At 74.1% G+C, this 25,046-nt stretch carries 18 protein-coding genes; 3 read left to right on the top strand and 15 right to left on the bottom strand.

Annotated elements, in window-relative coordinates:
* Nucleotides 1-74: 74 nt before the first annotated feature.
* Nucleotides 75-473 carry a VOC family protein gene (locus M4J07_RS06045; protein ID WP_255968039.1) on the top strand — a complete coding sequence of 133 codons (399 nt, stop codon included), beginning with the start codon at nucleotides 75-77 and terminating at the stop codon, nucleotides 471-473.
* 64 nt (nucleotides 474-537) lie between these two features.
* Here the strand turns inward: M4J07_RS06045 and M4J07_RS06040 are convergent, their stop codons facing one another.
* Nucleotides 538-1,578 carry a BtrH N-terminal domain-containing protein gene (locus tag M4J07_RS06040; protein ID WP_255968037.1) on the bottom strand — a complete coding sequence of 347 codons (1,041 nt, stop codon included), beginning with the start codon at nucleotides 1,576-1,578 and terminating at the stop codon, nucleotides 538-540.
* Nucleotides 1,575-2,174: a hypothetical protein gene (locus M4J07_RS48205; RefSeq protein WP_255968035.1), complete on the bottom strand. Its 600-nt coding sequence runs from the start codon at nucleotides 2,172-2,174 to the stop codon at nucleotides 1,575-1,577. The genes M4J07_RS06040 and M4J07_RS48205 overlap by 4 nt, the downstream gene beginning before the upstream one ends.
* Between M4J07_RS48205 and M4J07_RS48200 the strand changes: the two genes are divergently transcribed.
* Nucleotides 2,163-3,002, top strand: coding sequence for a GNAT family N-acetyltransferase (locus M4J07_RS48200; RefSeq protein ID WP_255968033.1), 840 nt, complete (start codon nucleotides 2,163-2,165; stop codon nucleotides 3,000-3,002). The genes M4J07_RS48205 and M4J07_RS48200 overlap by 12 nt on opposite strands.
* Nucleotides 3,003-3,007: 5 nt before the next feature.
* Here M4J07_RS48200 and M4J07_RS06025 read toward each other — a convergent pair whose 3' ends face one another.
* From M4J07_RS06025 to M4J07_RS05975, 11 genes are all read right to left on the bottom strand, one after another.
* Entirely contained in the window at nucleotides 3,008-4,003 is a 996-nt protein-coding gene (locus tag M4J07_RS06025) for a transketolase family protein (protein ID WP_255968031.1), read from the bottom strand.
* On the bottom strand, nucleotides 4,000-4,881 hold the full coding sequence (locus M4J07_RS06020; RefSeq protein ID WP_255968029.1) for a transketolase: 882 nt from the start codon (nucleotides 4,879-4,881) through the stop codon (nucleotides 4,000-4,002). Before M4J07_RS06020 ends, M4J07_RS06025 begins: the two co-directional genes overlap by 4 nt.
* Nucleotides 4,878-6,206 (bottom strand): DegT/DnrJ/EryC1/StrS family aminotransferase, encoded by a 1,329-nt coding sequence (locus M4J07_RS06015; protein WP_255968027.1) that lies wholly within the window; start codon nucleotides 6,204-6,206, stop codon nucleotides 4,878-4,880. The genes M4J07_RS06020 and M4J07_RS06015 overlap by 4 nt, the downstream gene beginning before the upstream one ends.
* The gene (locus M4J07_RS06010) at nucleotides 6,203-6,484 is read right to left on the bottom strand and encodes a hypothetical protein (RefSeq protein ID WP_255968026.1); all 282 of its coding nucleotides are present in this window, start codon (nucleotides 6,482-6,484) and stop codon (nucleotides 6,203-6,205) included. Before M4J07_RS06010 ends, M4J07_RS06015 begins: the two co-directional genes overlap by 4 nt.
* A 4-nt stretch (nucleotides 6,485-6,488) precedes the next feature.
* On the bottom strand, nucleotides 6,489-7,340 hold the full coding sequence (locus tag M4J07_RS06005) for a RimK family alpha-L-glutamate ligase (protein WP_255968024.1): 852 nt from the start codon (nucleotides 7,338-7,340) through the stop codon (nucleotides 6,489-6,491).
* Nucleotides 7,337-8,443, bottom strand: coding sequence for a M20/M25/M40 family metallo-hydrolase (locus tag M4J07_RS06000; protein WP_255968013.1), 1,107 nt, complete (start codon nucleotides 8,441-8,443; stop codon nucleotides 7,337-7,339). Before M4J07_RS06000 ends, M4J07_RS06005 begins: the two co-directional genes overlap by 4 nt.
* Nucleotides 8,433-9,170, bottom strand: coding sequence for a 2OG-Fe dioxygenase family protein (locus M4J07_RS05995; RefSeq protein ID WP_255968011.1), 738 nt, complete (start codon nucleotides 9,168-9,170; stop codon nucleotides 8,433-8,435). Before M4J07_RS05995 ends, M4J07_RS06000 begins: the two co-directional genes overlap by 11 nt.
* A gap of 116 nt (nucleotides 9,171-9,286) precedes the next feature.
* Nucleotides 9,287-12,433, bottom strand: a complete 3,147-nt coding sequence (locus M4J07_RS05990; protein ID WP_255968009.1) for a non-ribosomal peptide synthetase — start codon at nucleotides 12,431-12,433, stop codon at nucleotides 9,287-9,289.
* Entirely contained in the window at nucleotides 12,430-16,968 is a 4,539-nt protein-coding gene (locus tag M4J07_RS05985; RefSeq protein ID WP_255968007.1) for a non-ribosomal peptide synthetase, read from the bottom strand. The genes M4J07_RS05990 and M4J07_RS05985 overlap by 4 nt, the downstream gene beginning before the upstream one ends.
* Complete coding sequence (locus M4J07_RS05980; protein ID WP_255968005.1) at nucleotides 16,965-20,405, bottom strand: non-ribosomal peptide synthetase; 3,441 nt, start codon at nucleotides 20,403-20,405, stop codon at nucleotides 16,965-16,967. Before M4J07_RS05980 ends, M4J07_RS05985 begins: the two co-directional genes overlap by 4 nt.
* 74 nt (nucleotides 20,406-20,479) lie before the next feature.
* A complete protein-coding gene (locus M4J07_RS05975) occupies nucleotides 20,480-21,241 on the bottom strand; it encodes a thioesterase II family protein (protein WP_255968003.1) in 762 nt (253 codons plus the stop codon).
* A 191-nt stretch (nucleotides 21,242-21,432) separates the two neighbouring features.
* Here M4J07_RS05975 and M4J07_RS05970 point away from each other — a divergent pair, with 191 nt between their 5' ends.
* The gene (locus M4J07_RS05970; RefSeq protein WP_255968001.1) at nucleotides 21,433-22,188 is read left to right on the top strand and encodes a sulfotransferase-like domain-containing protein; all 756 of its coding nucleotides are present in this window, start codon (nucleotides 21,433-21,435) and stop codon (nucleotides 22,186-22,188) included.
* Here M4J07_RS05970 and M4J07_RS05965 read toward each other — a convergent pair.
* Both M4J07_RS05965 and M4J07_RS05960 read right to left on the bottom strand, forming a co-directional pair.
* A complete protein-coding gene (locus tag M4J07_RS05965) occupies nucleotides 22,165-23,613 on the bottom strand; it encodes an AMP-binding protein (RefSeq protein WP_255967999.1) in 1,449 nt (482 codons plus the stop codon). The genes M4J07_RS05970 and M4J07_RS05965 overlap by 24 nt on opposite strands.
* On the bottom strand, nucleotides 23,610-24,902 hold the full coding sequence (locus M4J07_RS05960) for an MFS transporter (RefSeq protein WP_255967991.1): 1,293 nt from the start codon (nucleotides 24,900-24,902) through the stop codon (nucleotides 23,610-23,612). Before M4J07_RS05960 ends, M4J07_RS05965 begins: the two co-directional genes overlap by 4 nt.
* Between the last annotated feature and the right edge of the window lie 144 nt (nucleotides 24,903-25,046).

Genomic DNA, 25,046 nt, shown 5'->3' with positions numbered 1-25,046 from the left:
TCCCGGACTTGTGGGGCGGACGACGGCGGGCCAATACTTTGGGCCCCGTCCGTACGACGCGATCCAGGAGTGGCATGACAAGCAGGTTCACGGAGTTGACGGTCGACTGTCGCGACCCGGAGCGGCTCGCCGCCTTCTGGTGCGAGGTGCTGGGCTTCACGGTGATCGAGCGGTCCGAGGGCAAGGTCGAGATCGCCTCCTGGGAGCCGACCGTCGAGGCGATCCAGGCCGGTCAGATGCCGCCCACCATGCTCTTCGTCCAGGTGCCCGAGGGCAGGACCGTGCGGAAGAACCCGCTGCACCTCGACGTCAGTCCGATCGACTGCAGCTCGGCGGACGAGGTGAGCAGGCTGCTCGCCCTCGGGGCCACCAAGGCCGACATCGGCCAGGGCCCCGACGTGAACTGGGAGGTCATGGAGGACCCCGAGGGCAATATTTTCTGTGTGGTGCGCAGTCTGGCCCCGAAGGACTAGGGGCGTGTTTCGAGAGTCCCGCCTGCCGCCCTTCGGGCGGACGACGGGACTCTCGAAACACGCCCTAGACGGCCCGTGCGAGGAGGTCGAGGGCCCGGTCCAGGTCGGTCAGCAGCACCGCGGCCCTGTCCTCGACCTCCCCTGCCGCCGCCGCGGTGTCGGCCCGGGCGTTGGCGACGATGATCCGCACCGCGCTCCAGTGATGGGCCACCCGCTCCACCAGTCGCGCCGCCTCGGTCAGTTCGGGCCGGGCGAAGGCGTCGCCCGCGGCGGCCAGCCAGTCCGCGTGCACCCCGGTCTCGGCGAGCACCGTGCCGGCCACGACGAAGGTCTCGTCCACCACCTCCGGGTCGTCGCCCCTGCGCATCCGCGCCGCGGCGGCGTCCAGGAAGCGGGCCGTCCCGCGCCGCCCGCCGAACAGTCCCGCGCCGTCGTCGGCGTATCCGTCCCACAGGGTGCGATCGCCCTCCAGCGCGGCCACGTTGGCGGTGATCACCGTGCGGACGTGGTCGAGGTCCCAGGCCGGCAGGTCGGGGCCGACCGTGATCTCCAGCCAGCGCCCGTCGATCGGATTGCGGGTGAAGAACAGGTCGCGGTCGTGGTCCTCGGGGTTGGCCGAGAAGCGGGCGGCGGCGAACTCGTCGCGGGTGATGGCCCCTTGGAAGCGCGGCGGCACCGGATCGGCCAGCAGCACCTCGTCCCGTTCGTCGTCGAACCCGTACACGGTCAGCAGGTGGTTGGTGTGGACGTCCCGGTACGCCGGACGGAACGGCAGGTGGAAGTTGTCGACGGCGGCGGCGACCGCGCGTCCGTCACCCACCGCGTCACGGATCTGGGTCCAGGCCGTCTCCGGGTCCGGCGGGCGGTGCCAGCGTGAACTCACCGGATGGTGCGGGGCCATCGCCCCGAGCAGGGACCCGGCGCCGAAGGGGACGTAGTACTCCTCGCGCCGCAGGTCGCCCGAGCGGTAGCCGAACCCCCAGGCCGCGCCGAGCACCTGGAGCGGGTCGGCGCCGTGGGCGCGGAGCAGTACGCCCATCGTGGCGTGCAGGCAGTGTCCGAGGTCGTGGCGCCACGGCCGGACGTCCTGAAGTTCGACTCTCATGCCGCCGCCTCCACCAGGGTCAGTGCGAACAGATGCATCGCGGGGTTGTGCGGCAGGACGATCGCGCGCAGCCCGTCGGACACCGCGACCGGTATCCGCTGGTGCCAGATCGACGGGCTCATCGTGAGCTGCTCGTGCCGCGGGTAGAGCATCGAACCGGTACGGAAGGCGAGCCGCTCACCGAACCGGGGCCCGGTCTGCGGCCAGAAGTCCGACAGCCGCAGCCACTGCCGGCGGGCGCTGCCGTCGGCGTACTCCAGCAGCACGTCGTCCTCGGTGCGGCGCTCGGCGGCCCCGAGGACGTGGATCCAGTCGGCCCGCCCGGCGGGCAGCGGGATCCGCTGGCCGCGGCAGCGCAGGTGGTCCGGCCGCACGCCGTCGGCCGGAGGGAAGCGGAACGGCACCCGGTCGAGTTCGGTGAGCGTGCCGCAGGGCAGCGCCTCGGCCGGAAAGGCATTGCCCCAGATGTTGAACGCGCCAAGACCGGAGCGGCTGTTCGGTTCGACGCCGACGCTGTCGAGGAAGTCCTCGATCGCGACCGGGTGAGCCGCTCCGACCGCAGAACGGACGAGAGTGGGACTGACGTGGTTGACCACAGATATCTCCTTGGATCACAGGACGCGATACGGGCGGTGGAGACGCGCGAGCGCGGTCCGGCCCTCGCGGAGCGGACCGCCGCGCTGGCCCGGGCCGCGTTCTCCACGGGCGACCGGTATCCCGGTCTGCCGCCCGCCGACGGCTCCGCCGAGACGGCCGGTGAGGTGCGGGCCGAGCTGGCGCGCGGGACACGGCTGTGGACGGCGCTGGACGAGCACGGCGACGCCGTCGGCTGCGTGCGCGCGGTCCCCGGCCCGGACGGGACGTGGGCGGTGCGCCGGCTCGCGGTCGTGCCCCGGGCCCGGGGCCGGTCGGTGGGACGGCTGCTGATGCGCGCGCTGGAGGACGGTGCCCGCGCCGACGGCGCGGCACGCGTGGTCCTCGACGCCGTGGTCGAGCGCGGCAACCCGCCGTTCTACTGCCGGCTCGGCTACCGCACGACGTCCCACTTCCCCGGCCCGGACAAGCCGCTCTCCGAGGTCCACATGGAGAAGGACCTCGCCGCACCGGACGAGGAGCTGCCCTATCCGTGGGGCGGCGAACCCGTCCCGTTGTGGGACGGGCCGATGCGGGTCTGGTTCAGCGGGCCGCACGGCACCGTGGCGCTGCCCGCCGCACCCGGCCCCGCGCCCGGGGCCGAGATCGCGGTGCTGGCCGAGCGCGCGGCCCGGCGGGTGGGCGGCCGGGCACGGTTCCGCGGCGCCGACGGGCTCACCCGGCCCGGTGACGTGCTGGCCGATCCCCGGCCCGCCGAGGCGGTGCCCGCGTTCGTGCTGCCGCGCGGCGCGGACCGGGGCGTGCTCGCCCTGTGGCGGGCCGGCGGCTGAGTCCATCAGACCGCCGCTCCGGTCAGCAGCCGGGCCTCGGCGGCGATGCGCTCCGGGGTGACGCCCGCGTGCCGAAGCAGGTCGAGCTCACCGCCGACCCGGTCGCTGAAGCGGTCGGGCACCCCGATCCGGCGCACCGGGCAGCCGCCGCGGGCCGCCACGACCTCGCAGACGGCGCCGCCGAGGCCGCCGGTCACCAGGTGGTCCTCGACGGTGACGATGCCTCCGGTCTCGGCCGCCGCCCGCAGCACCGCCTCCTCGTCCAGCGGCTTGATGGTGTGCATGTTGAGGACGCGGGCCCCGATGCCCTCGGCGGCCAGCGTCTCGGCGGCGCGCCGCGCCATCAGCACCGGATGCGGTCCGGTCGCGATCAGCGTGACGTCGTCGCCGTCGGCGAGCGTCAGGGCGCGGCCGATCCGGAAGTCGACGGGGCCCCGGTGGACGAGGGGCGTCTCGCTGCGGCCCAGCCGCAGGAAGACCGGGCCGGGATGGTCGGCGGCGGCGATCAGCGCCGCCTCCGCCTCCACCGCGTCGGCGGGCACCAGCACGGTGAGGTTGGGCAGCAGCCGCAGGATCCCGATGTCGTCCACCGCGTGGTGGGTGGGCCCGTAGTGTCCCGCGGACAGTCCGCCGTGGGTGGCGATGATGCGCACCGGCAGGTCGTTGCCCGCCACGTCCACCTTGATCTGCTCGCAGGCGCGGGCCGCGGCGAAGCCGCTCAGGGTGTGCGCGAACGGGACGAGGCCGGACGCGGCCATGCCCGCGGCCATGCCGATCAGGTTGGCCTCGGCGATGCCCACGTTGACGTACTGCTCGGGCAGGTCGGCGAAGAGGGTCTCCAGTCCGCCGACGTCGGAGTCCACGCACATGATCCGCGGGTCCCGCCGGGCGAGTTCGGCCAGGGTGCGCCGGCAGATCTCCCGGCTCGGTCCCGCGTACCGCTCCTCCCAGCTGGGCTCCGGCGCGGCGGGCGCCTCCTGCGCGATCGTCAGCTCGGTCACTGTTGTCGCTCCCTGCGGTTGCGGAGTCCCGCCAACGCGCGCACGTGGAGCTTCGGCGTCAGCTTGACGAAGTGGCTCTTCTTGCGGTCCTCGAGCATCGGGACGCCGCGGCCCTTCACGGTGCGGGCCAGGACGACCGTCGGCCGTCCCTCGGGGTCCGGCAGTCCGTCGAACACGGCGAGCAGCGCGGGCAGATCGTGTCCGTCCACCTCGCGCACCGCCCAGCCGAAGGAGCGCCAGCGGTCGGCCAGCGGCTCCAGCGACAGGCACTCCTCCGTGGTGCCGCTGATCTGCCAGCCGTTGCGGTCCACGACGGCGACGAGGTTGTCCAGCTTGTGGTGGGCCGCACCCATCACGGCCTCCCAGACCGAGCCCTCCTGCAGCTCGCCGTCGCCGAGCAGGGCGAACGCCCGGGAGGGGCGGCCGAGTCGGCGGGCGGCGAGCGCGGCGCCCGCGGCCAGCGAGAGGCCGTGGCCGAGCGAGCCGGTGGGGAACTCGACGCCCTCGACGCGGCGCAGCGGATGCGCGGCGAGCCGGCTGCCCGCCTTCGCGTAGTCGGCGCACTCCTCGGACGGGATGAACCCGTACTCGGCGAGCACGGCGTACAGGGCGGCGCCCGCGTGGCCCTTGCTGAGCACGAACCGGTCGCGGTCGGGCCAGTCGGGGCGGTCGGGATCGACGCGCAGCACCGAGCCGTAGAGCACGGTCAGCAGGTCGGCGGCGGAGAGGCTGCCGCCGAGGTGGGTGCCGGTCTCGCCGGCGCCCATCTCCAGCACCCGCTCCCGCACCCGGTGCGCCCGCTCGGCGAGGGTGGCGACGTCCTCGCGGGCGGTCGCGGTCGTGGCGGTCGTCGTGGTCGCAGCGGTTGTTGACGTCATCGGACCGCCTCCGCCGGCGCGGGGCTCATCGTCCGGGCGAGCGTCGCCACCTTGTCGAGGTTCGCCCAGACCTTCTCGAACGCGGCCGCGCAGTCCTGGAGGACCGGTCCCGCGGCCGGGTTGAGGTGCCAGCGCTGCAGGGTCAGCGAGTCCTCGATGACGGCGAGGGTGTTCGGGTAGGTGTCGGTCGGTCCGTACTCGCCGGGCCGCAGCTTCCACGGGTAGCCGCCGAACCCCTTGCGGGTCAGCAGCGCCTCCTGCTCGGGCAGCGGCACCGGCTGGTACTGCTGGAGCGGGACGCCCTCGGCCCGCATCACCCGCTCGACGGCGGCGCGGACCGCGCCGGGCGTCGCGCCCTCGATGCCCATCTGCTCGGGCGAGAAGCGGAAGCGGAGGATGTGCCAGGCGTGCGTGCGGTCGTCGGGGCAGTGCGGCACCAGGAGGCCGGGCAGCGCGTCGAGCCGGTCGAGCAGGGCCCGGACGTTGCGGTCGCGCGCCTGGTGGTACTCCGGGAGCCGGTCCAGCTGGCAGCGGGTGAACGCGGCCTGGACCGCGCTGAGTTTGGCGTTGCCCGCCAGCTCGTGGGAGATGTAGTCGCGCTTGGCGCGCCCTTCGAGCTCCTCGCCGAACTGGCGGTGGCGCAGCAGCCGGGAGTACAGCTCGGAGTCGTCCGTGGTGATCAGGCCACCCTCGCCGCAGGTCGGCAGGTTCTTGACCACGTTGAGGCTGAAGGCGGCGACGTCGCCGAGCGCGCCGGTCCGGGTCCCGCGGTACTCGGCGGCGTGCGCCTGGGCGGCGTCCTCGATGAGCAACAGGCCGTGGCGGCGGGAGAGTTCGCGCAGCTCGTCCATGTCGCAGGGCAGGCCGTGCAGATGGACGGCGAGGATCGCGGCGGTACGCGGCGTGATGGCCGCGGCGACGGCGCGCGGGTCCATGGTGTAGGTGACCGGGTCGATGTCCACGAAGACGGGGACGACGAGCCGGTGCACCGGGGCCACGGCGCTCGCGATGAACGACAGCGCCGGGACCAGGATCTCCGAGCCGGGCTCGACGCCGGCCGCGGCCAGGGCGAGTTCCAGCGCGGTGGTGCCGTTGGAGACCGCGGCGCAGTGCTCGGTGCCGACCAGTGCGGCCCACTCGCGTTCGAGGAGCTGCACCTGTCCCGCGCCGGGGTTGTTCGAGGTGAACTGGCCGCTCTCCAGGACCCCGACGACGGCCTGGCGCTCCGCGTCGGTGATCACCGGCCAGCCGACCAGGTCCTTCGTGGCCCGGTCGCGGGGTACGGCGCGGGGACCGCCGAACATCGCCAGCCCGTTTCCGGTCATGCGGCAGCCTCCTCGATGTGGACCCAGACGCCCGGACGGTCGGGCAGGCGGATCGCGGTGGGGTTCTCGGGCCTGACGAGCGGGACGCGGGCCCGGTTCAGCCCCGGCCGGCAGTGGATCCACTCGGGGTCCACCGCGTCGGGGTAGTGCACCAGGACCTCGGCGCCGTCGACGGCGCGTGCCTGGTCGTCGCCGCCGAACACCAGCGGCAGCCAGTCCCGGTGGCCGGGCGGCAGCGGCACGAGGCCGCCCCGGCACTCGATGGGGTGCTCGCTCACCGGGTCACCCCACCCTGCTCAGGACGTGGTCGACGTAGCGTCCGACCAGGTCCACTTCGAGGACGTCCAGCGCGCCGTGGAACTCCGGCGTGTGGTTGACCTCGTTGACGTAGTACGCGCCCGAGCGGTCCTCCAGCACGTCGATGCCGAGGACGCCGTCGCCGATCGCCTCGGCCGTGGCGGTGAGCAGCTTCAGCAGGTCGTCGTCCGGTGTGCACACCGAGGGGATGCCGCCGCGCTTGGTGTTGGTGCGCCACTCGTCGGAGCTCTTGTAGATCGCCCCGACGGTCTCGCCGCCCATCACGTACGCCTTGATCTCGCGGCCCGGCTTGTCGATGTACTCCTGGACGTAGGTGATCTTGTTGACCGGTCCGGGCAGCGCGTCGCGGTGTTCGAGGACCGCCTCGGCCGCGTCGTGGCCGTCGAGACGGGAGGCGAGCCGCCCCCACGATCCGACGACGGGCTTGACCACGGCGGGGTAGCCGAAGTCCGCCAGGACGGGCAGCGCCCCCTCCGGGGTGAGCGTCGCCATCCAGCGGATCACCGGGAGTCCGGCCGCCTCCAGCTTGAGCGTGGTGAACAGCTTGTCCCCGCAGGTGTCGAGGATGGCCGAGGAGTTCACCACGGTCACGCCCGCGTGTTCGAGCAGCCGGGTGGCGTACAGGTTGCGGGTGTGTCCGATCTCGCGGGTGAGCGCGCCTCGGAAGCGGAAGTCGTGGCCGGATCCGAAGACGGTCGTCCTGGTGTCCAGGAGCGTGAACGGGACCCGGCGCCTGTCGAGTTCGGCGAGGAGCTGCTTCTCCTCGAGTCTGATCCGGGAGGCCAGCACGGCCAGGGGGAGGTCGTCGACGCTCACGGTCGCCTCTCTTCGTTGGTGGGGGCGGCCGCTCCAACCAGCGGCCGGGCCAGGGACTTCGCGATGTCCGGGAGTGCCTCGGTCAGGACGTCGACGGCGAGCAGGTACTCGGCCAGCGGGATGTGCTCCTCGTCGGTGTGGTCGAGCCGGGAGTCCCCGGGGCCGTACGCGAGGGCGGGCACGTCCCAGTGGGGCGCGAGGATGTTCATGTCGGAGGTGCCGAGCTTGACCTTGACGGAGACCGCGCCGGTCCGCCGGCGCACGGCGCCGGCGAAGGCGCGGACCAGGGGCGTGCCGCGTCCGGTCCGGACGGCCGGCACCTGCTCGACGACGGTGATCTCGCCGCCCGCCGCGTGTCCGCGCACCTCGTCGAGGAAGCGGGCGGCGTCGAAGCCGCGCGGCACGCGGCAGGAGATCTCGGCGCGGGCGTGGGTCAGGCCGCCCTCCAGGGCGACGAGGGCCGGCGCGGCGTGCTCGAAGAGCGAGGCGTCCGCCGGGGCGGGCGGCAGCAGGGTGCGCACCGCCTGCCACAGGTCACTGGCGAGTTCGGCGGCCCGTTCGGCGGGGCTGCTCGTGTGGGCGGGCGGGCGCCGCACCTCGTAGCGGAAACGCAGGACTCCGCGGTAGCCGACGACGACGGCGCCGGCGCCGCTCGGCTCGCCGATCAGCAGGGCGTCCGGCGGGTCGACGGTGGCGGCGAGGTGGTGGGCACCGCGCGAGGCGGCCTCCTCCTCCACCGCGCCGACCACGACGATCCGGGCGCCCGCGGCGGCGGCCGCCCGTGCCCCGGCGTGCACGAAGGTGGCGAGCGGGCCCTTGGCGTCCACGGTGCCCCGGCCGAACAGCAGGCCGCCGGACTCCCGGACCGGGAGGTCCCCCGGCACCGTGTCCAGATGGCCGACCATCATGATCACCGGCCCGGTGGGGTCGCCGATCTCGCCGATCACGTTCCCGACGGCGTCGGTGCGCACGTCGTAGCCGAGCGCCGTCATCCGCGCGGCGAGGAAGGCCCCGGCCGCCGCTTCCGCTCCGGACGGCGAGGGGATCTCCACCAGGCCGCGCAGCGTCCGCGTCGCCTCGGCGTGCGTCGGGTCAGCGTTCATTGATGTCGACCAGCAGCATGTCCCGTACGCCGGTGGCGCCGTCGGCGACGGTGGGGGTGACCTCGTGGGTGATCCGGGTGTCGGACACGACGAGCGAGTCGAGCCGCTCGGTGAGCGTCATCCGGGTCGGCGGCAGTCCTTCGCGGTGGACCACCGACTCGCCGCCCGCGCAGTTCACCCGGCCGATGAGGTGCATGCCGATGAAGTCGTGGCCGTCCCGGTGCCGGCCCTCGGGGGTCGGGCAGCCCGGCGCGTCGGGCGTGGCCAGCACCCGGATCTGGTGCAGGCCCACCTCGAAGCGGGACGCCTCGGGGACGACCGCGGCGACGACCGCCAGGTCGGCCGCGATCAGTCCGGTGAGGACCGGGTCGGCCAGCGTCTCGGCCCGGATCGGGCTGAACATCCTGGCCTGTCCCTCGTACAGCGGGATGTGCTCCGCGGTCTGCTGGAAGGCCTGGTGCGGCAGCGGCGTGAAGCTCCACTCGCCGCCGGGGCCGCGCGAGGCCGCCAGGCGCCCGTACCGCCGCTCGCGGACGACGCCGCCGGTGACCAGTTCGTCGCGGTGCAGGTGGTCCCAGGTGGCGAAGAAGCGGGCGCGGTCCGCCGGTGTGAACCAGCCGGCCAGCTCGCTGCCCGGGAGCGCGACGAAGTCGTCGCCCGCCAGGGCCTCCCCCCATTTCCCGAGTGCTTCCGCCCGACGTGTCAGGGCCAGGGTTGCAACCGACATCCTTCCCACTTTCTCCGTGCGCTGTTGGTCTGTGTGCTGCTGGTCTGGGTGCTGCTGGTCCGTGTCCTGCTGGTACGTGTGCTGATGGTCCGTGGGCCGCTGGTACGAGGCGGCCCTCACTGGAGCTGGCCGATGTCGTGCAGGGCCTCGCCGGAGCCGGTGCCGAGTCCGGCCGCGAGCTGTTCGATGGTGTGGTCGCCGAGCATGGGCTCCAGGGCCGTCACGAGCCCCTCGTCCTGGGTGCGCTGGAAGACCCGGACGGCGCGCAGCGAATTGCCGCCGAGCTCGTAGAAGTTGTCCTGGACGCCGACCTCGGGGAGTTCGAGCACGTCCGCCCAGATCTCCGAGAGCAGCCGCTCGGCCGGTGTGCGCGGCGCGACGGCCGCCACCGTGCGCCGTACGGCGAGGTCCGCCTCGGGCAGCGCGGAGCGGTCGATCTTGCCGTTGACGCTCACCGGCAGCGCGGGCAGCACGACGAACGTGCTCGGCACCAGCGCCGGGGGCAGCGTGCGCAGCAGGAAGCCGCGCAGGTCCTCGCCGGTCGGCTGGTGCTCGGGGCAGCCGACGTAGGCGACCGGCCGGATGTCGGCGCCGGTGCCGCGCACCTCGACGACGACCTGGCGGACGTCCGGGTGGCGGCCGAGCGCCGCCTCGATCTCCCCCAGTTCCACGCGGATGCCCCGCAGCTTCACCTGGTGGTCGTAGCGGCCGAGGAACTCCAGTGCCCCGTCGGGCAGTCGGCGCACCCGGTCGCCGGTGCGGTACAGGCGTGCGCCGGGGGTGAAGGGGTTGGGGACGAACCGTTCCGCGGTGAGCGCGGGCGATCCGAGGTAGCCGCGGCCCACCGACACCCCGCCGACGTGCAGTTCGCCGGGCACGCCCGGGGGTACCGGCTCGCCCCGTCGGTCGAGGACGTGCAGTCGCGTGCCGCGCATCTGGTGGCCGATGGGCACCCGCTGCCGGTCGAGGTCCGCGGCACCGACCGGGTGGACGCTGACGAAGACGGCGGTCTCGGCCGGCCCGTAGAGGTTCCACAGCTCGGTGTCCGGCAGGACCTCGCTGAAGCGCCCGGCGGTGGCGATCGGCAGCGCCTCGCCGCCGACGTGCACGAGCCGCAGCGTCCCGGCGCACCGGGCGGCGGCGGGCTCGGCGAGGAACGCCTGGAGCATCGACGGCACGAAGTGGGCGAACGTCACCGACTGTTCGGCGATGAGGCCCGCGAGGTAGCGGGGGTCGCGGTGGCCGCCGGGTTCGGCGACGACGAGCCGGGCCCCCGCGCTGAGCGGCGCCATCCACTCGACGGTGGAGACGTCGAAGCTCCACGGGGTCTTGACCAGTACGGCGTCGGCGGGCGTGAGCGAGAACTGCCGCTGGGTCCAGCGCATCACGTTGACCACCCCCCGGTGGGTGTTCATGGCGCCCTTGGGGGTGCCGGTGGAGCCGGAGGTGTGGATGACGTAGGCGAGGGACTCCGGGTGCTGGTCCCGGGTGTCGGGGGCCGGGCCATCGTGACGGTCGGCGAGAACGCTGTCGGCGAGCAGGATCCGGACCCCGGCGCCGTCGTCGAAGAGGCCGGCCGTGGCCTCGTCGGCCACGACGACGGGAGTGCCGGCGTTCGCGATCAGCCGTTCCAGGCGCTCCTTGGGGTGGCCGGGGTCCAGGGGCATGTAGCCGGCGCCGCTCTTGAGGATGCCGAGGGCCGCGACGATCTGGGCGCAGGAACGCTGCATGCAGAGGGCGACCAGCCGGTCGGGTCCGACGCCGTACGAGCGCAGCAGCCGCGCCCAGTCGTCCGACCGCTCGTCCAGTTCGCGGTAGGTGATCTCGTCGTCGGGAGCGGTGATCGCGATCCGGTCGGGGTGTTTCCGGGCGGCCTCGGTGATCCACTGGTGCACCAGGCCGTCGCCGTAGGGGGGTTCGGCGTCCTCGGCGCCGTCGCCGCGCACGCCGAGGGAGAGCAGTCCGACCGGCTTGGCCGGGTCGGCCACCGCGTCGGTGAGCAGGGCGAGCCAGCCCTGGGCCAGCCGCTGTACGTCGGCGGGGTCCCACTGCTCGTCGTGCACGATCCGGCCGGCCAGGCCCGCGTCCGCCGTCCCGGACAGGTAGAGGTTGAGGCTGAACTGGGCGGGCAGGTCCGCGAGGTCGACCTGCTCGGCCGTGATGCCGGGCAGGTCCCACTGCGGGGCGGGCGTGTTCTGCAGGGCGAGGATCGCGTTGACCAGCGGGGTCCGGCCCTGGACGCGCTCGGCTCCGGAGACCTCGACGATCCGCTCGAACGGCAGGTCCTGGTGCTCGAAGGCGCCCAGGCAGGTCTCGCGGACCGCGGCGAGCAGCGCGCGGAAGGACGATCCGCCGTCCACGCGGGTGCGCAGGGGCAGCGTGTTGACGAAGAAGCCGATGAGGTGGTGGAGCTCGGGCCGGGGCCGGCCCGCGACCGGGATGCCGATCACGATGTCGTCGCGTTCGGTCCAGCGGGCGAGGACCGCCATGTAGGCGGCGGTCAGCACCATGAAGGGGGTCGCCGACTCCTGCTTCGCCAGCCGGTCGACCGCCTCCACCAGCGCCGCGGGCAGCGCCACCGGCACGTTGGAGGAGACGCCGGGCCCGGTGACGGGCACGGCGGGCTCCAGCGGCGCGGCACCCGCCATGCGCTCGCGCCAGTAGTCGGTGAACTCCGACCCGGCCTCGCCCACGGTGTCGCGCTGCCATGCGGCGAAGTCGCCGTACTGGATGGGCAGTTCGGGCAGGTCTGCCGCCTGCGCCCCGATCTCTTCGCGGTAGAACGCGGCGAGTTCGGTGTGGAAGACGCCGATCGACCAGCCGTCGGACACGATGTGGTGCATCACGACGCCGAACAGCCAGGACGTCTCGCCGAACCGGACGAGCGCGGTGCGCAGCAGCGGTCCTGCGGCGAGGTCGAAGGGGGCGTCGACGTACTCGGCCAGGGTGCGGCGGGCGGCGTCGAGCGTGGGCTCGGGCGCCTCAAGACGGGCCGTGGCGGACCGGACGTCCGGATGGACGAGCTGCACCAACTGGCCGTCGGTGGAGAGCTCCAGGGTGGTGCGCAGGATCTCGTGCCGTTCGACGAGCCGCGTGACGGCGCGGGCCAGGGCGTCCGGGTCGAGCGGGCCGTCCAGCCGGATGGCGCCGCCGAGGTGGTAGGCGCTGCCGGCGGCGAGCCGGTCGAGCAGCCACAGCCGCTCCTGCCCGAACGAGGCGGGCAGCTCGAACGGTTCGTCGTCGGCCAAGGCCTGTTCGCTCATGATCGGGCTCCTTGCTCGGCGGGGGACGCGGTGGCGGCACGGGGCGCGGCGGCTGGGCGCTGGCGGCGGGCGGTGCGCGTGATGGGCGCGATCCGCGGCGTCGGCTCGGCCGCGGCCTGGGTGATCCACTCGCCGACGGCGGCGATCGTCGGGGCGCGCAGCAGTACGCCGAGCGGGAGTTCGCAGCCGAACCGGTCCTGGATGCGGCCGACGATCTGGACGGCGAGCAGGGAGTGCCCGCCCAGCGAGAAGAAGTCGTCGTGGACGCCGATCCGGTCGAGGCCGAGGGCCTCCTGCCAGAGCCGAGTGATGATCCGCTCGGTGTCGTCGCGCGGGGCGACGTAGCCGGTCGCGAGGGCCGGCCTGAGCGAGCTGGGCGAGGGCAGCGCGGCCCGGTCCAGCTTGCCGTTGGGGCCGATCGGCCAGCGGTCGACCACCATCAGGGAGGCGGGGACCATGTAGTCGGGCAGCGCCCGGTGCAGGTGCTCGCGCAGCCCGGCCACGGTCAGCCGGGCGCGGATCGCCCGTCGCGGGTCGTTGGCGAACTCACCGTCGGTGGGCGGCAGTTGCGGTGCGCGGCCGCCTGCCGGGCGGCTTCCTTCGCGGAACTCCGGGTCCAGCAGACCGGCCTCGGCGCCGAGCCGGGGCAGCAGGGTGCGGCCGGCGGGGACGGTCAGGTCCGCGGGTTCACCGGCGGGCTCCGGGTCCGCGGCGGCGAGGGCGCGGCGCAGCGCGCCCACGGTGTCCGCGCCGCTCTCGCGCAGCAGCCGCACCCTGGCCAGGTCCTCGGTCAGCCGGGCGTCGGGCAGGCCCCGCAGCCCGTACGAGCCGTCCCGCTCGGGTGCGCCGGGCGTCCAGGGGTGCCAGGCGTCGGGCGCGGCGGGGGTGGCGGGAGTGTCGGGGCCGCCGGGCGCGGTGATGATCACGTCGTAGCGGAACCGGGTCAGCTCGTTGCGGTGCGGGGAGGACTTGGCGAGCAGGGTGACCCGCTCGGCGGGGGCGACCGTCTCGAACAGGGCCGGGTGGAGGAGCAGTTCCTCCTCCTGGGCGATCTGCTGGTCGACGAGCCTGCGCAGATCGGCGACCGGGGTCGCGTCGGGCAGCCGGGCCGCCTGCACCCAGCAGTGGAACGCCTCGACCAGACGCAGGTCCCGTACGTCGCCCACGAAGAGGTGGCCGCCGGGGGCGAGCAGGGCGAGGGCGCCGCGCAGGACGCGCAGCAGATAGTCGACGTCGGGGAAGTACTGCACGACCGAGTTGAGGATGATCGTGTCGAACTCGCCCTCGGCGAAACCGGAGAAGTCGTCGGCGGGCCGCACCGCGAGCTCCGCGGTCGTGTCCGCGGTCAGCTGAGTGGCGAGCCGGTCGAGGCCCCCGGGCGAGATGTCGGTGCCGACGTAGCGGGCGCAGCGCGGGGCGAGCCGGAGCAGGAACTGTCCGGTGCCGCAGCCGATCTCCAGCACGTTCGACGGGTTGAGCGCGGTGATGCGGTCCACGGTCTCGTCGACCCAGACGCGCATCCCCTCCTCGGAGATGGGCTCGCCGGTGGTGGAGTCGTTCCAGCCGGCCAGGTCCACCACCTCCGCCGAGGGGTTGGACGCCTGGTAGGTGTCGTCGAAGACGGTGCGCCAGCGGTCGACGTGGTCGGCGTTCCCCTCTCCTGCCGGCCCTGCCGGCCCTTCCGGTCCTTCCGGCTCCGCCGCGGTCCCGTCGTCCGGTCCGAGGCCCGCGTAGGCCGCGAGTTGGAGGTCGCCCTCCGCGTCGCGGAACGGCAGGACGACGGCCCGCTCGACGGCCGGGTGGGCGCCGAGGACGGCCTCGATCTCGCCGGGTTCGATCCGCTGGCCGCGGATCTTGAGCTGGTGGTCGGCGCGTCCGAGGTAGTCGAGCGTGCCGTCGGCGGCCCAGCGCGCCCGGTCGCCGGTGCGGTACAGCCGGCCGCCCGGTGTGAACGGGTCGGGCAGGAACCGGTCGGCGGTCAGCCCCGGCCGGCCGCGGTAGCCGCGGGCCAGCGGGACGCCGCCGATGAACAGGTCGCCGATCGCGCCGGGCGGCACCGGTTCGAGGCGGGCGTCCAGGACGTGCAGCCGGGCGCCGGCGATCGGGGCGCCGATGGGCAGGCGTGCCTCGTGCTCCGGCGCGAGCTGCTCGGGCACCTGCCACGCCGTCACGTCGATGGCGGCCTCGGTGGGCCCGTAGAGGTTGTACAGGCGGGTGTCGGGCAGCGCGCTCCTGAACCGGCGGGCGGTCGCGGGCGGCAGTTCCTCCCCGCTGCACACGACCCGGCGCAGCACGTCCGCGCACTCCGCGGCGGGGCCGTCGAGGAAGGCGCGCAGCATGGAGGGGACGAAGTGGCAGGTGGTCACCGCGTGTTCGCGGATCAGCCGGGCGATGACGCGCGGGTCGCGGCGGCCGTCGTCACCGGCGACGACGATGCGCGCGCCGACGGCCAGCGGCCACAGCCACTCCCAGCCGGAGACGTCGAAGCCCAGCGGCGTCTTGTGCAGGACCGCTTCGCCGGGCTCCAGTCCGTACGCGTCCTGCATCCACAGGATCCGGTTGGCGACGGCCGCGTGCTCGTTGGTCACGCCCTTGGGCCGGCCCGTCGATCCGGAGGTGAACAGGACGTACGCGCTCGCGCCCTGCGGCACGTCGAGGTCGGGGCGGGTGGCGGGGGACGCCGGGTCCGCGGCGGTGTCGGTGAGGACGACGCGGGCGCCCGCCTCCTCGGCCAGTTCCGCGAGGCGGCGCGCCGGGTGGGCGGGGTCGAGCGGCAGGTAGGCCGCACCGGCCTTGAGCACCGCGAGCATCGCGACGACGGCGTCGGCCGAGCGCGGCAGCTGGACGCCGACGACGTCGTCGAGGCGCACGCCGCGGGCGATCAGGTGGTGCGCAAGGCGGTTGGCGTGCTCGTCGAGCTCCGCGTAGGTCAGGGTCCGGGCGCCGTCGATCAGGGCGACCGCGTCCGGGGTCCGGTCGGCGGCCCGCTCGAACAGCTGGTGGAGCAGCCCGGTGCCGGCCGGTTCGGCCGCGGCCCCGCTCCACCGCTCGACGACGGTCTCCCGGTCGGCGGCGGACAGCATCCGCAGCTCGTCTACCGGGACGTCCGGCCGTGCGACGCCCTCGTCGAGGAGCGTCACCAGGGCTTCGGTCAGCCGGACCGCGGTGGCCTCGTCGAACAGGTCCGTCACGTACTCCAGCCAGCCGCCGAGCCCGCCGTCCTCGGTGGGGGTCAGCTCGATCTGGATCTCGAACTTGGAGGTGCCGGTGTCCAGCGGGAGGACCTCGATGTCGAGCCCCGGCAGCTTCAGCGCGGAGCGCGGGCTGTTGTGCAGGACGAGCATGTGCCGCACCAGCGGCACCCGCGCGCCCGGTTCCCGGTCCGGCTGGAGGCGTTCGACGATCTGCTCGAAGGGCACGTCCTGGCCCGCGTAGCCGTCCAGGCAGGCGGTGCGAGCCCGGCCCACCAGGGTGCGGAACGAGGGCTGTCCGCCGAGGTCGAGGCGGAGCGGGAGGGTGTTCACGAAGAACCCGATGAGCGGTTCGATCTCGCTGCGGTTGCGGCCCGCGACGGCGCAGCCGAGGACGACGTCCTCGCGGCCGCCGCTCCACCGCCCGAGCAGGGAGGTGAGGGCCGCGACCAGCACCATGTAGGGCGTCGCCCGCTCCTGGTCGGCCAGCTGTTTGATCCGGGCCATCAGGTCGGCGGACACCGTCAGCGGCACCTGGCCGCCCTTGAAGGAGCCCGAGTCGCGGCGCGGCCGGTCCGTCGGCAGGTCGAGGGCGGAGGCGCCCTGGAGGCGGTCGACCCAGCCGCGCAGCGCGTCCTCGTGAGCGGGCTCGCGCATGCGCTCGTTGAGCCAGGCCGCGTAGTCGGCGTACTGCACGGCGGGTTCGGGCAGCGGCGAGGGTTCCCCGGTCGAGAACGCCGGGTAGAGCGCGCCCAGTTCGCGCAGCAGCACGCCGAGCGACCAGCCGTCGGCGGCGATGTGGTGCATCGACAGCTGCAGCAGGTGCCGGTCGGGGGCGAGGCGCAGCAGGCCCGCCCGCAGCATGAGGTCCTGGGACAGGTCGAAGGGGCGCAGCGCCTCGGCGTCGAGCCGCTCGCGCACCGCCTGGTCCCGGGCGGCCGCCGGCAGCGCGGACAGGTCGGTGAGCTCCAGCGGTACGGGGGTGAGCGGCTCGACCCGGGTGAACGGGTCGTCGCCGTCGCCGTGGAAGGTGGTGCGCAGCGTCTCGTGGCGGCGTACGACCTCGGTGAGGCAGCGGGCGAGCACCTCGCGGTCGAAGGTGCCGCGCAGTTCGGCGACCCCGGAGATGGTGTAGAGCGCCGAGCCGGGCTGCAGCCGGTCGAAGAACCAGATGCGGCGCTGGGCGGAGGACGGCTCGGCGTGCGTGCGGTCCACGGCGTTCGGCCGGATCCCGGGGACCGGGGCGGGCGCGGCGCCCTGCTCGGCCAACAGGCGTTCCAGCAGCTTGAGTTGGTCGGGGGTCATGTTGCCGGGCCGCAGCGTCGCGGCGTCGATGGGGCTCATGCGCCGAGCCTCCTTGTCACCTGGGCGGCGTCCATGCCGCTCACCTGCACGATCAGTTCGGCCACCTGGTCCACGTCGGTGCCCGCCTCGGCCGCCGCGGCGCGCAGCCGGCCGGCCAGCGCGACCACGGTGCCCGCGGCGAGGAAGCCGCGGATCGGGAAGTCCACCCGGAACAGGTCGCGGATCCGGGAGACCACCTGCGTGACGAGCAGCGAGTGCCCGCCGAGGTCGAAGAAGTCGTCGGTCGCCCCCACCCGGTCGATCTCCAGCACCTCGGCCCAGATCCCGGCGAGGATCTGCTCCAGGGCATCGCTGGGCTCGGTGTAGGCACCGGACAGTTCGGGGCGGACGGCGGCCGGGTCGGGCAGCGCGGTCCGGTCGAGCTTGCCGCTGGGCTGGAGCGGGAACTCGTCCATGAGGACGAACGCCGAGGGCACCATGTGGTCGGGCACCCGGTCCAGGAGGTACCTGCGCAGGTCGCCGATGCTCGGTGGCAGCGGGCCGCGGGTGGTGAGGTAGGCGACCAGGCGCCGGTCGGCGCCCTCGCCGCGCAGCAGGACGGCGCTGCGCTTGACATCCTCGTGGGAGGTGAGCGCGGCCTCGATCTCCCCGGGCTCGATCCGCAGTCCGCGCAGCTTCACCTGGTGGTCGAGCCGGCCCAGGAACTCCAGTTCGCCGGAGGTGCGCCAGCGGGCGGCGTCACCGGTGCGGTAGAGCCGTCCCGCGGGGGTGCGGCCGAACGGGTCGGGCGTGAACCGCTGCGCCGACAGGCCCGGCCGGTGCCAGTAGCCGCGCCGCACACCGGCGCCGCCGATGAAGAGCTCGCCGCGCACGCCCACGGGGACGGGTTCGCCGTGCGCGTCCAGGACGTACAGCCGCTGGTTGGGCAGGGGGCGGCCCCACGGGATGGTGCCGGGGACCGGTTCGGGCCGGCGCACGAGGTGGTAGGTCGAGCAGTACGAGACCTCCGTCATGCCCGCGAGGTTGAACAGCCGCAGATCCGGCAGGAGTTCGCCGAGCCGGTCGGGGAGCGCCGCCGGCGGCCGGTCGCCGCCGAGGACGGCGAGGCGCAGCGCGGCGCCGTCGAAGCCGGGGCCGCCGTGCGCGTGGTTGACCAGCAGTTCGAGCAGGGCGGGCGCCGAACTCCAGGCGGTGACCTGAGTGTCGATGACCAGCCGGCGCAGCCGGACCGGGTCGGTGACCTCCAGGTCGTCCGGCGGGACGACCACGCAGGCGCCGGCGAGCAGGCTGCCGAGGATCTCGTAGACCGACATGTCGTAGTTGAGGCTGGACACCGCCAGCATCCGGTCCGTCGGGCCGAGGCCGAGGGTCCGGTTCAGTCCGGTGAGGGTGTTGACCACGCCGCCGTGCTCGTTGGCCGAGCCCTTGGGGAGGCCGGTGGAGCCCGAGGTGTAGATGACGTAGGCGAGGGTGCGCGGGTGCACCGGTCCCGGCCGGGCCGCCGGCTGCTCGTCGGCGAGGTCGTCGATGAGGACGAGGCCGGGTCCTGTCGTGTCGTCGTCCCGCGCGTCCAGCCGGCCGGTGGCGGCCACGGTGGACTCGGTGACGACGAGTTCGACGCCCGAGTCGCGGACCATCAGCTCGATGCGGCCCTGCGGATAGCCGGGGTCGAGCGGCACGTATCCGGCGCCCGCCTTGAGCACTCCGAGGACGGCCACCACCATGTCGGCCGAGCGGGGCAGGCAGATCCCGACGACGTGCTCCGGGCCCGCGCCCAGGGCCCGCAGCCGGTGTGCGAGCCGGTCGGCGCGCTCGGTCAGCTCCCGGTAGCTGAGCACGGTGTCGCCGCACTCGACCGCCGGGGCGTCGGGCCGGGCGTCGGCCTGTGCGTCGATGAGGGTGTGCAGGCAGCCGGTGTCGGCGGCGCTCGCGTCGCCGTCCCCCGACAACTCGCCGACCAGGCGGGCCCGTTCGTCGGCGGAGACCAGGGGCAGCCGGTCGACGGGCCGCTCGGGGCCCGCGAGGGCGGTGTCGAGGACCCGGACGAACGCGTCGGCGATCCGGCCGGCGGTGGCCGCCTCGAAGAGGTCGGTGCTGAACTCGACGCGGCAGCGCAGCCCGCCGTCGTGCTCCGGGACCAGGTCGAGGACGAGGTCGAACTTGCTGGCGTCCTGACTCGTCGCCAGGTCCAGCTCCTCCACGTCGAGTCCGGCCAGGGCGGGCTTCTGTCCCGGCACGTCGCGCAGGGCGAGCATCACCTGCACCAGCGGCACGGGGCCGAGGGAGCGGTCGGGCCGCAGTGCCTGGACGAGCTTGCCGAAGGGCACGTCCTGGTGGGCGTACGCCTCGGTGCAGGATTGCCTGACCTCGGCGAGCAGCGTCTCGAACGTCGCCGTGTCCGGCACGTCGACGCGCAGCGGCAGGGTGTTGACGAAGAACCCGGTCAGCGGCTCCAGTTCGGAGTGGGCGCGGCCGGCGAGCGGTGAGCCGATCACCACGTCCCGCTGGCCGCTCCAGCGGGAGAGCACGACCGCGAAGGCCGCGACCAGGACCATGTACGGGGTCGTCCGCTGCTCCTCGGCGAAGGACACCACGCGCTTCCACAGCTGCGGCGGGAAGGAGAACGGCTGCGACGCGCCGTGCCAGCTGCGGGTCGCGCCGGCCGCGAGGTCGGTGGGCAGTTCGAGGACGGGGGCGCCGTCGAGCCGCTCCCGCCAGTAGGCGATCTGCTCGTCCAGCGGGCCGCCGGCGAGCCAGTCCCGCTGCCAGACGGCGTAGTCGGCGTACTGGATCCGCAGCTCGGGCAGCGGCGAGGGCCGGCCGCGCCGGAAGGAGTCGTAGAGGACGCCGAGTTCGTTGAGCAGGACGCCGAGCGACCAGCCGTCGGAGGCGATGTGGTGCAGGCCGAGGACCAGCACGTGGTGGTCGTCGGAGAGCCGCACCAGACGGGCGCGGACCATGAGGTCGGACGCGAGGTCGAAGGGCGTGGTGGCCTCGGCCCGGCAGACGGCCGCCACCGTGTCCTCGCCGTCGTCGGCGTCCAGCACGGGCAGCGGCACGGACCGCGGCGGGCCGACGCGCTGTTCGGGCCGGCCGCCCTGCTCGGGGAAGGTGGTGCGCAGCACCTCGTGGCGGGCCACGATCTCGTCGAGGGCCGCGCCGAGCGCGCGCCGGTCGAGGGCGCCGCGCAGACGCAGCGCGCCGGACATCACGTAGGCGGTCGAGTCCGGGTCCGCCTGGGCGAGGAACCAGAGCCGCTCCTGCGCGTACGACAGCGGGAAGGACGGCTCACCGCCCTCGCGCGGCAGCCGCCGCGGCCTGAGTGCCGCCGCCTTGCGCCGCGCGAGCTCCATCGTGAGCAGCGCCCGGCGCTCCGCCGAGAGCCCTTCCAGCGAGGACTTCCCCACCGGTCCGGCCGTCTGCTTCGGCGCGCCGCCGACCGCGTCCCGTACTCCGGACGAATCCGCCTTGCCCATGCCTGTTCCTCCCTCTCGGTCTCGCCGCCGTGCGTGCGCCGTGTGCACCGGAACGTTGGTCGTCCGGGCCCTGGTCACCGGGGCCGCAGGAGGCGGCCGCCGACCGCCGCGTCCGCGTCCTCGGCCAGTGCCGCCAGGACCTGTTCGGTGGATTCGGATACGAAGAAGTGGCCGCCCGGGAAAGTGCGGGGCGGCTGTTCACGCGTCGTGTGCGCGGCCCAGCCGCGCTGTGCTCCGGGGCCGTCGACCATCGGGTCCCGCGCGCCGAGGTAGACGTGGACCGGGCAGCCGAGCGGCGGCAGGGCGCGTCGCGGCCTGCGTTCGAGGAGGCCCAGGTCGGCGCGGAGCACCGGCAGCAGCTCGGCGAGGTACTCGGGGCAGCCGAGCAGTTCCTCGTGCGTGCCGCCGAGGGCGCGCAGCCACCGCACCAGTTCGTCGTCGGTGGCGTCGGACGTGATCTCCACGGCCCGCCGCTCGGGCGGTTCGCTGGCGGCGGTGACGAGCGCGAGCGGCTCGGCGCCGTGCCGGGCGCGCAGTGCGTGGGCCAGGTCGAGGGCGAGGACCGCCCCCATGCTGTGCCCGTAGAGCATCACCGGCCGTTCCAGCAGCGGGGTGACGGCGTCGGCGTACTCGTCGACGACGGCCTCGCTGCTCGTGGCCCACGGCTCGCCCTTTCGGCCGCCGCGGCCGGGCAGTTCGAGCGCCGCCACACCGATGCTCTCGGGCAGCCGCCCGGCCCACTCCTTGTACAGCCGCGCGTCACCGCCCCCAGGCGGCAGGCAGAGCAGCCACATCCGGACCTCGTCCGCCTTCGACCACACCCGAAGCGCGTTCATGCGACACCACACTGTTCCCGTCGAGTCGGACGATCCCTGCAGAGCTGGTTCGAGATTCGCAGCCGTCCCGGGGGCGTGACAGTCGGGAAGTTCCCCTACCCGGCGAAGGGCCGCAACGCCTCGGACGGGGCTCCGTTCCGTGCCAGACTGCGGAGCTCAACGGCCGTGCCGGCGAAGGGACGACAGTGACGGTGACCAGCGAGAACGACACGGACGACCGGCCGCGCATCATCGCGCTGTGGGGCATGCCGCGCAGCCGCTCCACGGCGTTCTTCCGGATGATGGCCGAGCGCGGCGACCACCACGTGCTGCACGAACCCTTCTCGAACCTCGCGGAGTTCGGCAGCGTCCAGGTCGGCGACCTGACGGTCGGCACGGAGGCGGAGCTGCTCGCGGCGATCCGGGAGCTGGCCCGCGCCAAGCCGGTCTTCTTCAAGGACACGACCGACGAGCGCTATCCGGCGCTCCTGGCCGACGAGGCCTTCCTCGGCCGCGACGCCACGCACACCTTCATCATCCGCCACCCCGCGGAGACCATCGCCTCCTACCACGCGCTCAACCCCGAGGTGCGGCTCCACCAGATCGGCGGGGAGGCGCAGTTCGAGATCTACCGGGCGGTCGCCGCGCGCAGTGCCAGGCCGCCGGCCGTCATCGACTCGGCGGACCTGGTCACGGACGCCCCCGGCCTGATCGCCGCGTACTGCGCGGCCGTCGGCATCCCCTTCCTGCCCGACGCCCTGAACTGGCAGCCGGGCGAGCGCAGCGAGTGGCAGCGCACCTCCCGCTGGCACGAGGAGGCCAGCTCGTCCGCCGGTTTCCGCACGACGCGGCGGGACCACGCGGCGGACCTGGCGGCCGACCCCGCGCTGTCCTCGTACCTCCGGCACCACCTGCCGTTCTACGAGACGCTGCGCGAGCGGCGGCTACAGCCGGCCGGGCGCGAGTAGCCGCTCGGCGGCCAGCCGGTCGGCCTTTCCGGTGGTAGTGAGCGGCAGCGCGTCCACGACGACGAACCGCCGCGGCACCATCGACGCGGGCAGCCGGGCGTGCAGGAACGCCTGCAGCTCGGCCTGTCCCGCGCTGCCCACGACGATCGCGGCGAGGGAGCGGGCGAGGGACTCCCGGCCGGTGACGAGGCACACCGCCTCCCGCACGCCGGGGTGTTCGAGCAGCACGCTCTCGACGCCCTCGGGCTCCACCCGGTGTCCGTCGATCTTGACCTGGTGGTCCTTGCGCCCGGCGAACGAGAACAGTCCGGCGCGTTCGCTCGCGTGGTCGCCGGTGCGGTAGTGACCCCCGGCGAGGGCCCGCGCGTTGGCCTCGGCCGCGCCCTCGCCCACGTAGCCGCGCAGCACGATCCCGCCGACGCACAGCTCGCCCTGCTCCCCCGGCGCGACCTCGGCCCCTTCGGCGTCCCGCAGCGTCACCCGCACGCCGGGGACGGCGGTGCCGAGCGGCGGGAGCGCGGGCCACAGGGCCGGGTCGCCGGGGAGCGCGTACCGGGTGACGACATGGGTCTCCGACGGGCCGTACTGGTTGGTCAGCCGGGCGCCCGGCAGGCGCAGGAACATGCGCACGATGTCCGGGGTGCACTTGAGCACCTCGCCGGCCGTGATCACCTCGGTGAGCCGCAGCCGTGCGGTGAGCGGGCTCGTGGCGGCCTGCACCGCGAGCATCTGCAGGGCGACGTACGGCAGGTGGAGCACCTCGATGCGGGTCTCCACCAGCCAGGCGAGGAACGCGTCGGGACGCGCGCGGATCTCCTCGGGCACCACGGCGAGCGTCCCGCCGGCGGCGAGCGTGCAGACGATCTCCTGGAGCGACACGTCGAAGGCGACCGGGGCGAACCAGGCGACCCTGCGGTGCGGGCGTTCGCCGAGGTCGGACAGTTGCCAGTCCACCAGGTTGTCGAGGGCGGCGCGGGGCATGGCGATGCCCTTCGGCCGGCCGGTGGACCCCGAGGTGAACACGTAGTAGCCGTCCGTGGCGCAGCGGTCGAGGCCCAGGGGCGCGGTGTCGTCGGGGCCGGGGCCGCCGTGCCGCTCGACGGTTCCGTCCCCGCCGATCGTGGCGGCCGGGGCGGCGGCGCGCAGCACCTGCTCGCGGCGCAGCGGGGTGGCGGCGGGGTCGAGGGGGACGACCGCGGCGCCCGACCGCCAGCTGCCGAGTGCCGCGACGACGTGTGCCGCGCCGCGGCCCGCGGCGACGGCGACCCGGCTGCCGGGGCCGACTCCGGCCGCGGTGAGACGGGCCGCGGTCCGGCCGGCCCGCTCCCACAACTCGGCGTACGTGACGGCTGTGTCGCCGTCGAGGACCGCCACCGCGTGGGGGTCCGCCGCGGCCTGTGCCGCGATCCGGTCGATGAACGTCACCGCTTCACCTCCAGTACCTTTCGCTCCGTGTGTTCGGGGGTCCTGCCGAGCGAGCGCACGGACCGGTGGGCGAGCGGCAGTACGGCCGCGGTGAACAGGAACGGCACGATCCACAGCGTCGCCGCCGCGCCGATCCGCTCCACGAGCAGCCCGCCGAGCAGCGCACCGAGCGGGATCGTGCCGAAGGTGACCATGCGGTAGCTGGCGTTCATCCGGGCGTGCAGGGAGGCGGGCGTGAGGAGTTGACGGACCGTCACGCTCACCACGCCGCCGACGCCCGTGCCCGCCGAGGCGATGCCGAGGGCCAGCGCGAACGACGCCACCACGACCGGGCGCGAGCCGTCCACGAGGGGCATGATCCAGAACGCGTTGACGGTGACCGCGAGGGTGCCGAGCATGGCCCGGCCGTACCCGAAGGCCCGGATGAGCCGGGGCGCGGCGAGGGTGCCGAGGACGGCGCCGACACCGCCGCAGACCAGTACCAGGCCGTAGGCGGCGCTGCCGTCGTCGCGGTCGCGGACGAGGTGGATGACGAGTACGACGTTCAGGAGCTGGACGCCCGCGTTGTTGAGCGCCGCGTGCAGGGCGATGCTGCGCACCGGGGGTGTCGCGAAGACGGTGCGCAGTCCCTCGCGCACCTCCGCGGGCAGGTTCCGGGCGGGACGGCCGGGCGGGGGCGGCGGCTCGCGGTGGGTCATGCGGCCGGTCATCAGCGCGCACCACAGGTAGGACAGGGCGTCGAGGACGAGCGCGTTCGACACGCCCACCAGCGCGGTCAGCCAGCCGGCGAGGCCGGGTCCCGCGGTGCCGCCGACGGCGAGGCCGACGTTCAACCGGCTGTTGGCCGAGGCCAGTTGATCGGCGCCGACGAGCTGCGGCACCAGCGAGACCTTGGCGATGTCCGAGACGACGGCTCCCGCGCCGCCCAGCAGCGCGATGACGTAGAGGTGCGCGAGCCCGAGCGAGCCGAAGGCGTCGGCGACCGGGACCGAGAGGACGAGGGCGGCGCCGAGCAGGCACATCAGGATGAGCACGGGCCGCCGGGCCCGGTTCTCCAGCCACACTCCGGCGGGCAGCGGGACCAGCAGGAACGGCAGGGTGTAGAGCGCCTGGAGCAGGCCGACCTGATCGGCCGACGCGTCCAGTGATGCCACCGCCATGTAGGGCAGCGCGAAGATGGTGATCTGCGAACCCAGCTGCGACACCGCGTCCCCGGCCCACAGTCGCCGGAAGTCGCCGTCCTGCCGTGCCGGGCGCTGATCCGCCCGCGGTTGCCGTCGGATCTGCACCGGTGCCCCACCTCACTTCGCGCCTGGGTCCTGTCCGGAGTTCCCCGTCGTCCGCCCGGAGGGCGGGCGCGGTGCCGGGCGTCGGGGCGCAGACAGGGAACCCAGGACAGGACCCAGCACTCCGGGAAACTCCCCAGTCACGCT

It is taken from the genome of Streptomyces longispororuber (genome assembly GCF_024448165.1).
Taxonomy (GTDB): Bacteria; Actinomycetota; Actinomycetes; order Streptomycetales; family Streptomycetaceae; genus Streptomyces; species Streptomyces longispororuber_A.
This window is presented reverse-complemented; position numbering and strand designations above follow the sequence as displayed.

What these genes read in the sequence shown, in the direction of transcription:
- M4J07_RS06045 (WP_255968039.1), top strand. Translation starts at nt 75, where the DNA reads ATGACAAGCAGGTTCACGGAGTTGACGGTCGACTGTCGCGACCCGGAG.
- M4J07_RS06040 (WP_255968037.1), bottom strand. Translation starts at nt 1,578, where the DNA reads ATGAGAGTCGAACTTCAGGACGTCCGGCCGTGGCGCCACGACCTCGGA.
- M4J07_RS06020 (WP_255968029.1), bottom strand. Translation starts at nt 4,881, where the DNA reads ATGACGTCAACAACCGCTGCGACCACGACGACCGCCACGACCGCGACC.
- M4J07_RS06015 (WP_255968027.1), bottom strand. Translation starts at nt 6,206, where the DNA reads ATGACCGGAAACGGGCTGGCGATGTTCGGCGGTCCCCGCGCCGTACCC.
- M4J07_RS06000 (WP_255968013.1), bottom strand. Translation starts at nt 8,443, where the DNA reads ATGAACGCTGACCCGACGCACGCCGAGGCGACGCGGACGCTGCGCGGC.
- M4J07_RS05995 (WP_255968011.1), bottom strand. Translation starts at nt 9,170, where the DNA reads ATGTCGGTTGCAACCCTGGCCCTGACACGTCGGGCGGAAGCACTCGGG.
- M4J07_RS05990 (WP_255968009.1), bottom strand. Translation starts at nt 12,433, where the DNA reads ATGAGCGAACAGGCCTTGGCCGACGACGAACCGTTCGAGCTGCCCGCC.
- M4J07_RS05985 (WP_255968007.1), bottom strand. Translation starts at nt 16,968, where the DNA reads ATGAGCCCCATCGACGCCGCGACGCTGCGGCCCGGCAACATGACCCCC.
- M4J07_RS05980 (WP_255968005.1), bottom strand. Translation starts at nt 20,405, where the DNA reads ATGGGCAAGGCGGATTCGTCCGGAGTACGGGACGCGGTCGGCGGCGCG.
- M4J07_RS05975 (WP_255968003.1), bottom strand. Translation starts at nt 21,241, where the DNA reads ATGAACGCGCTTCGGGTGTGGTCGAAGGCGGACGAGGTCCGGATGTGG.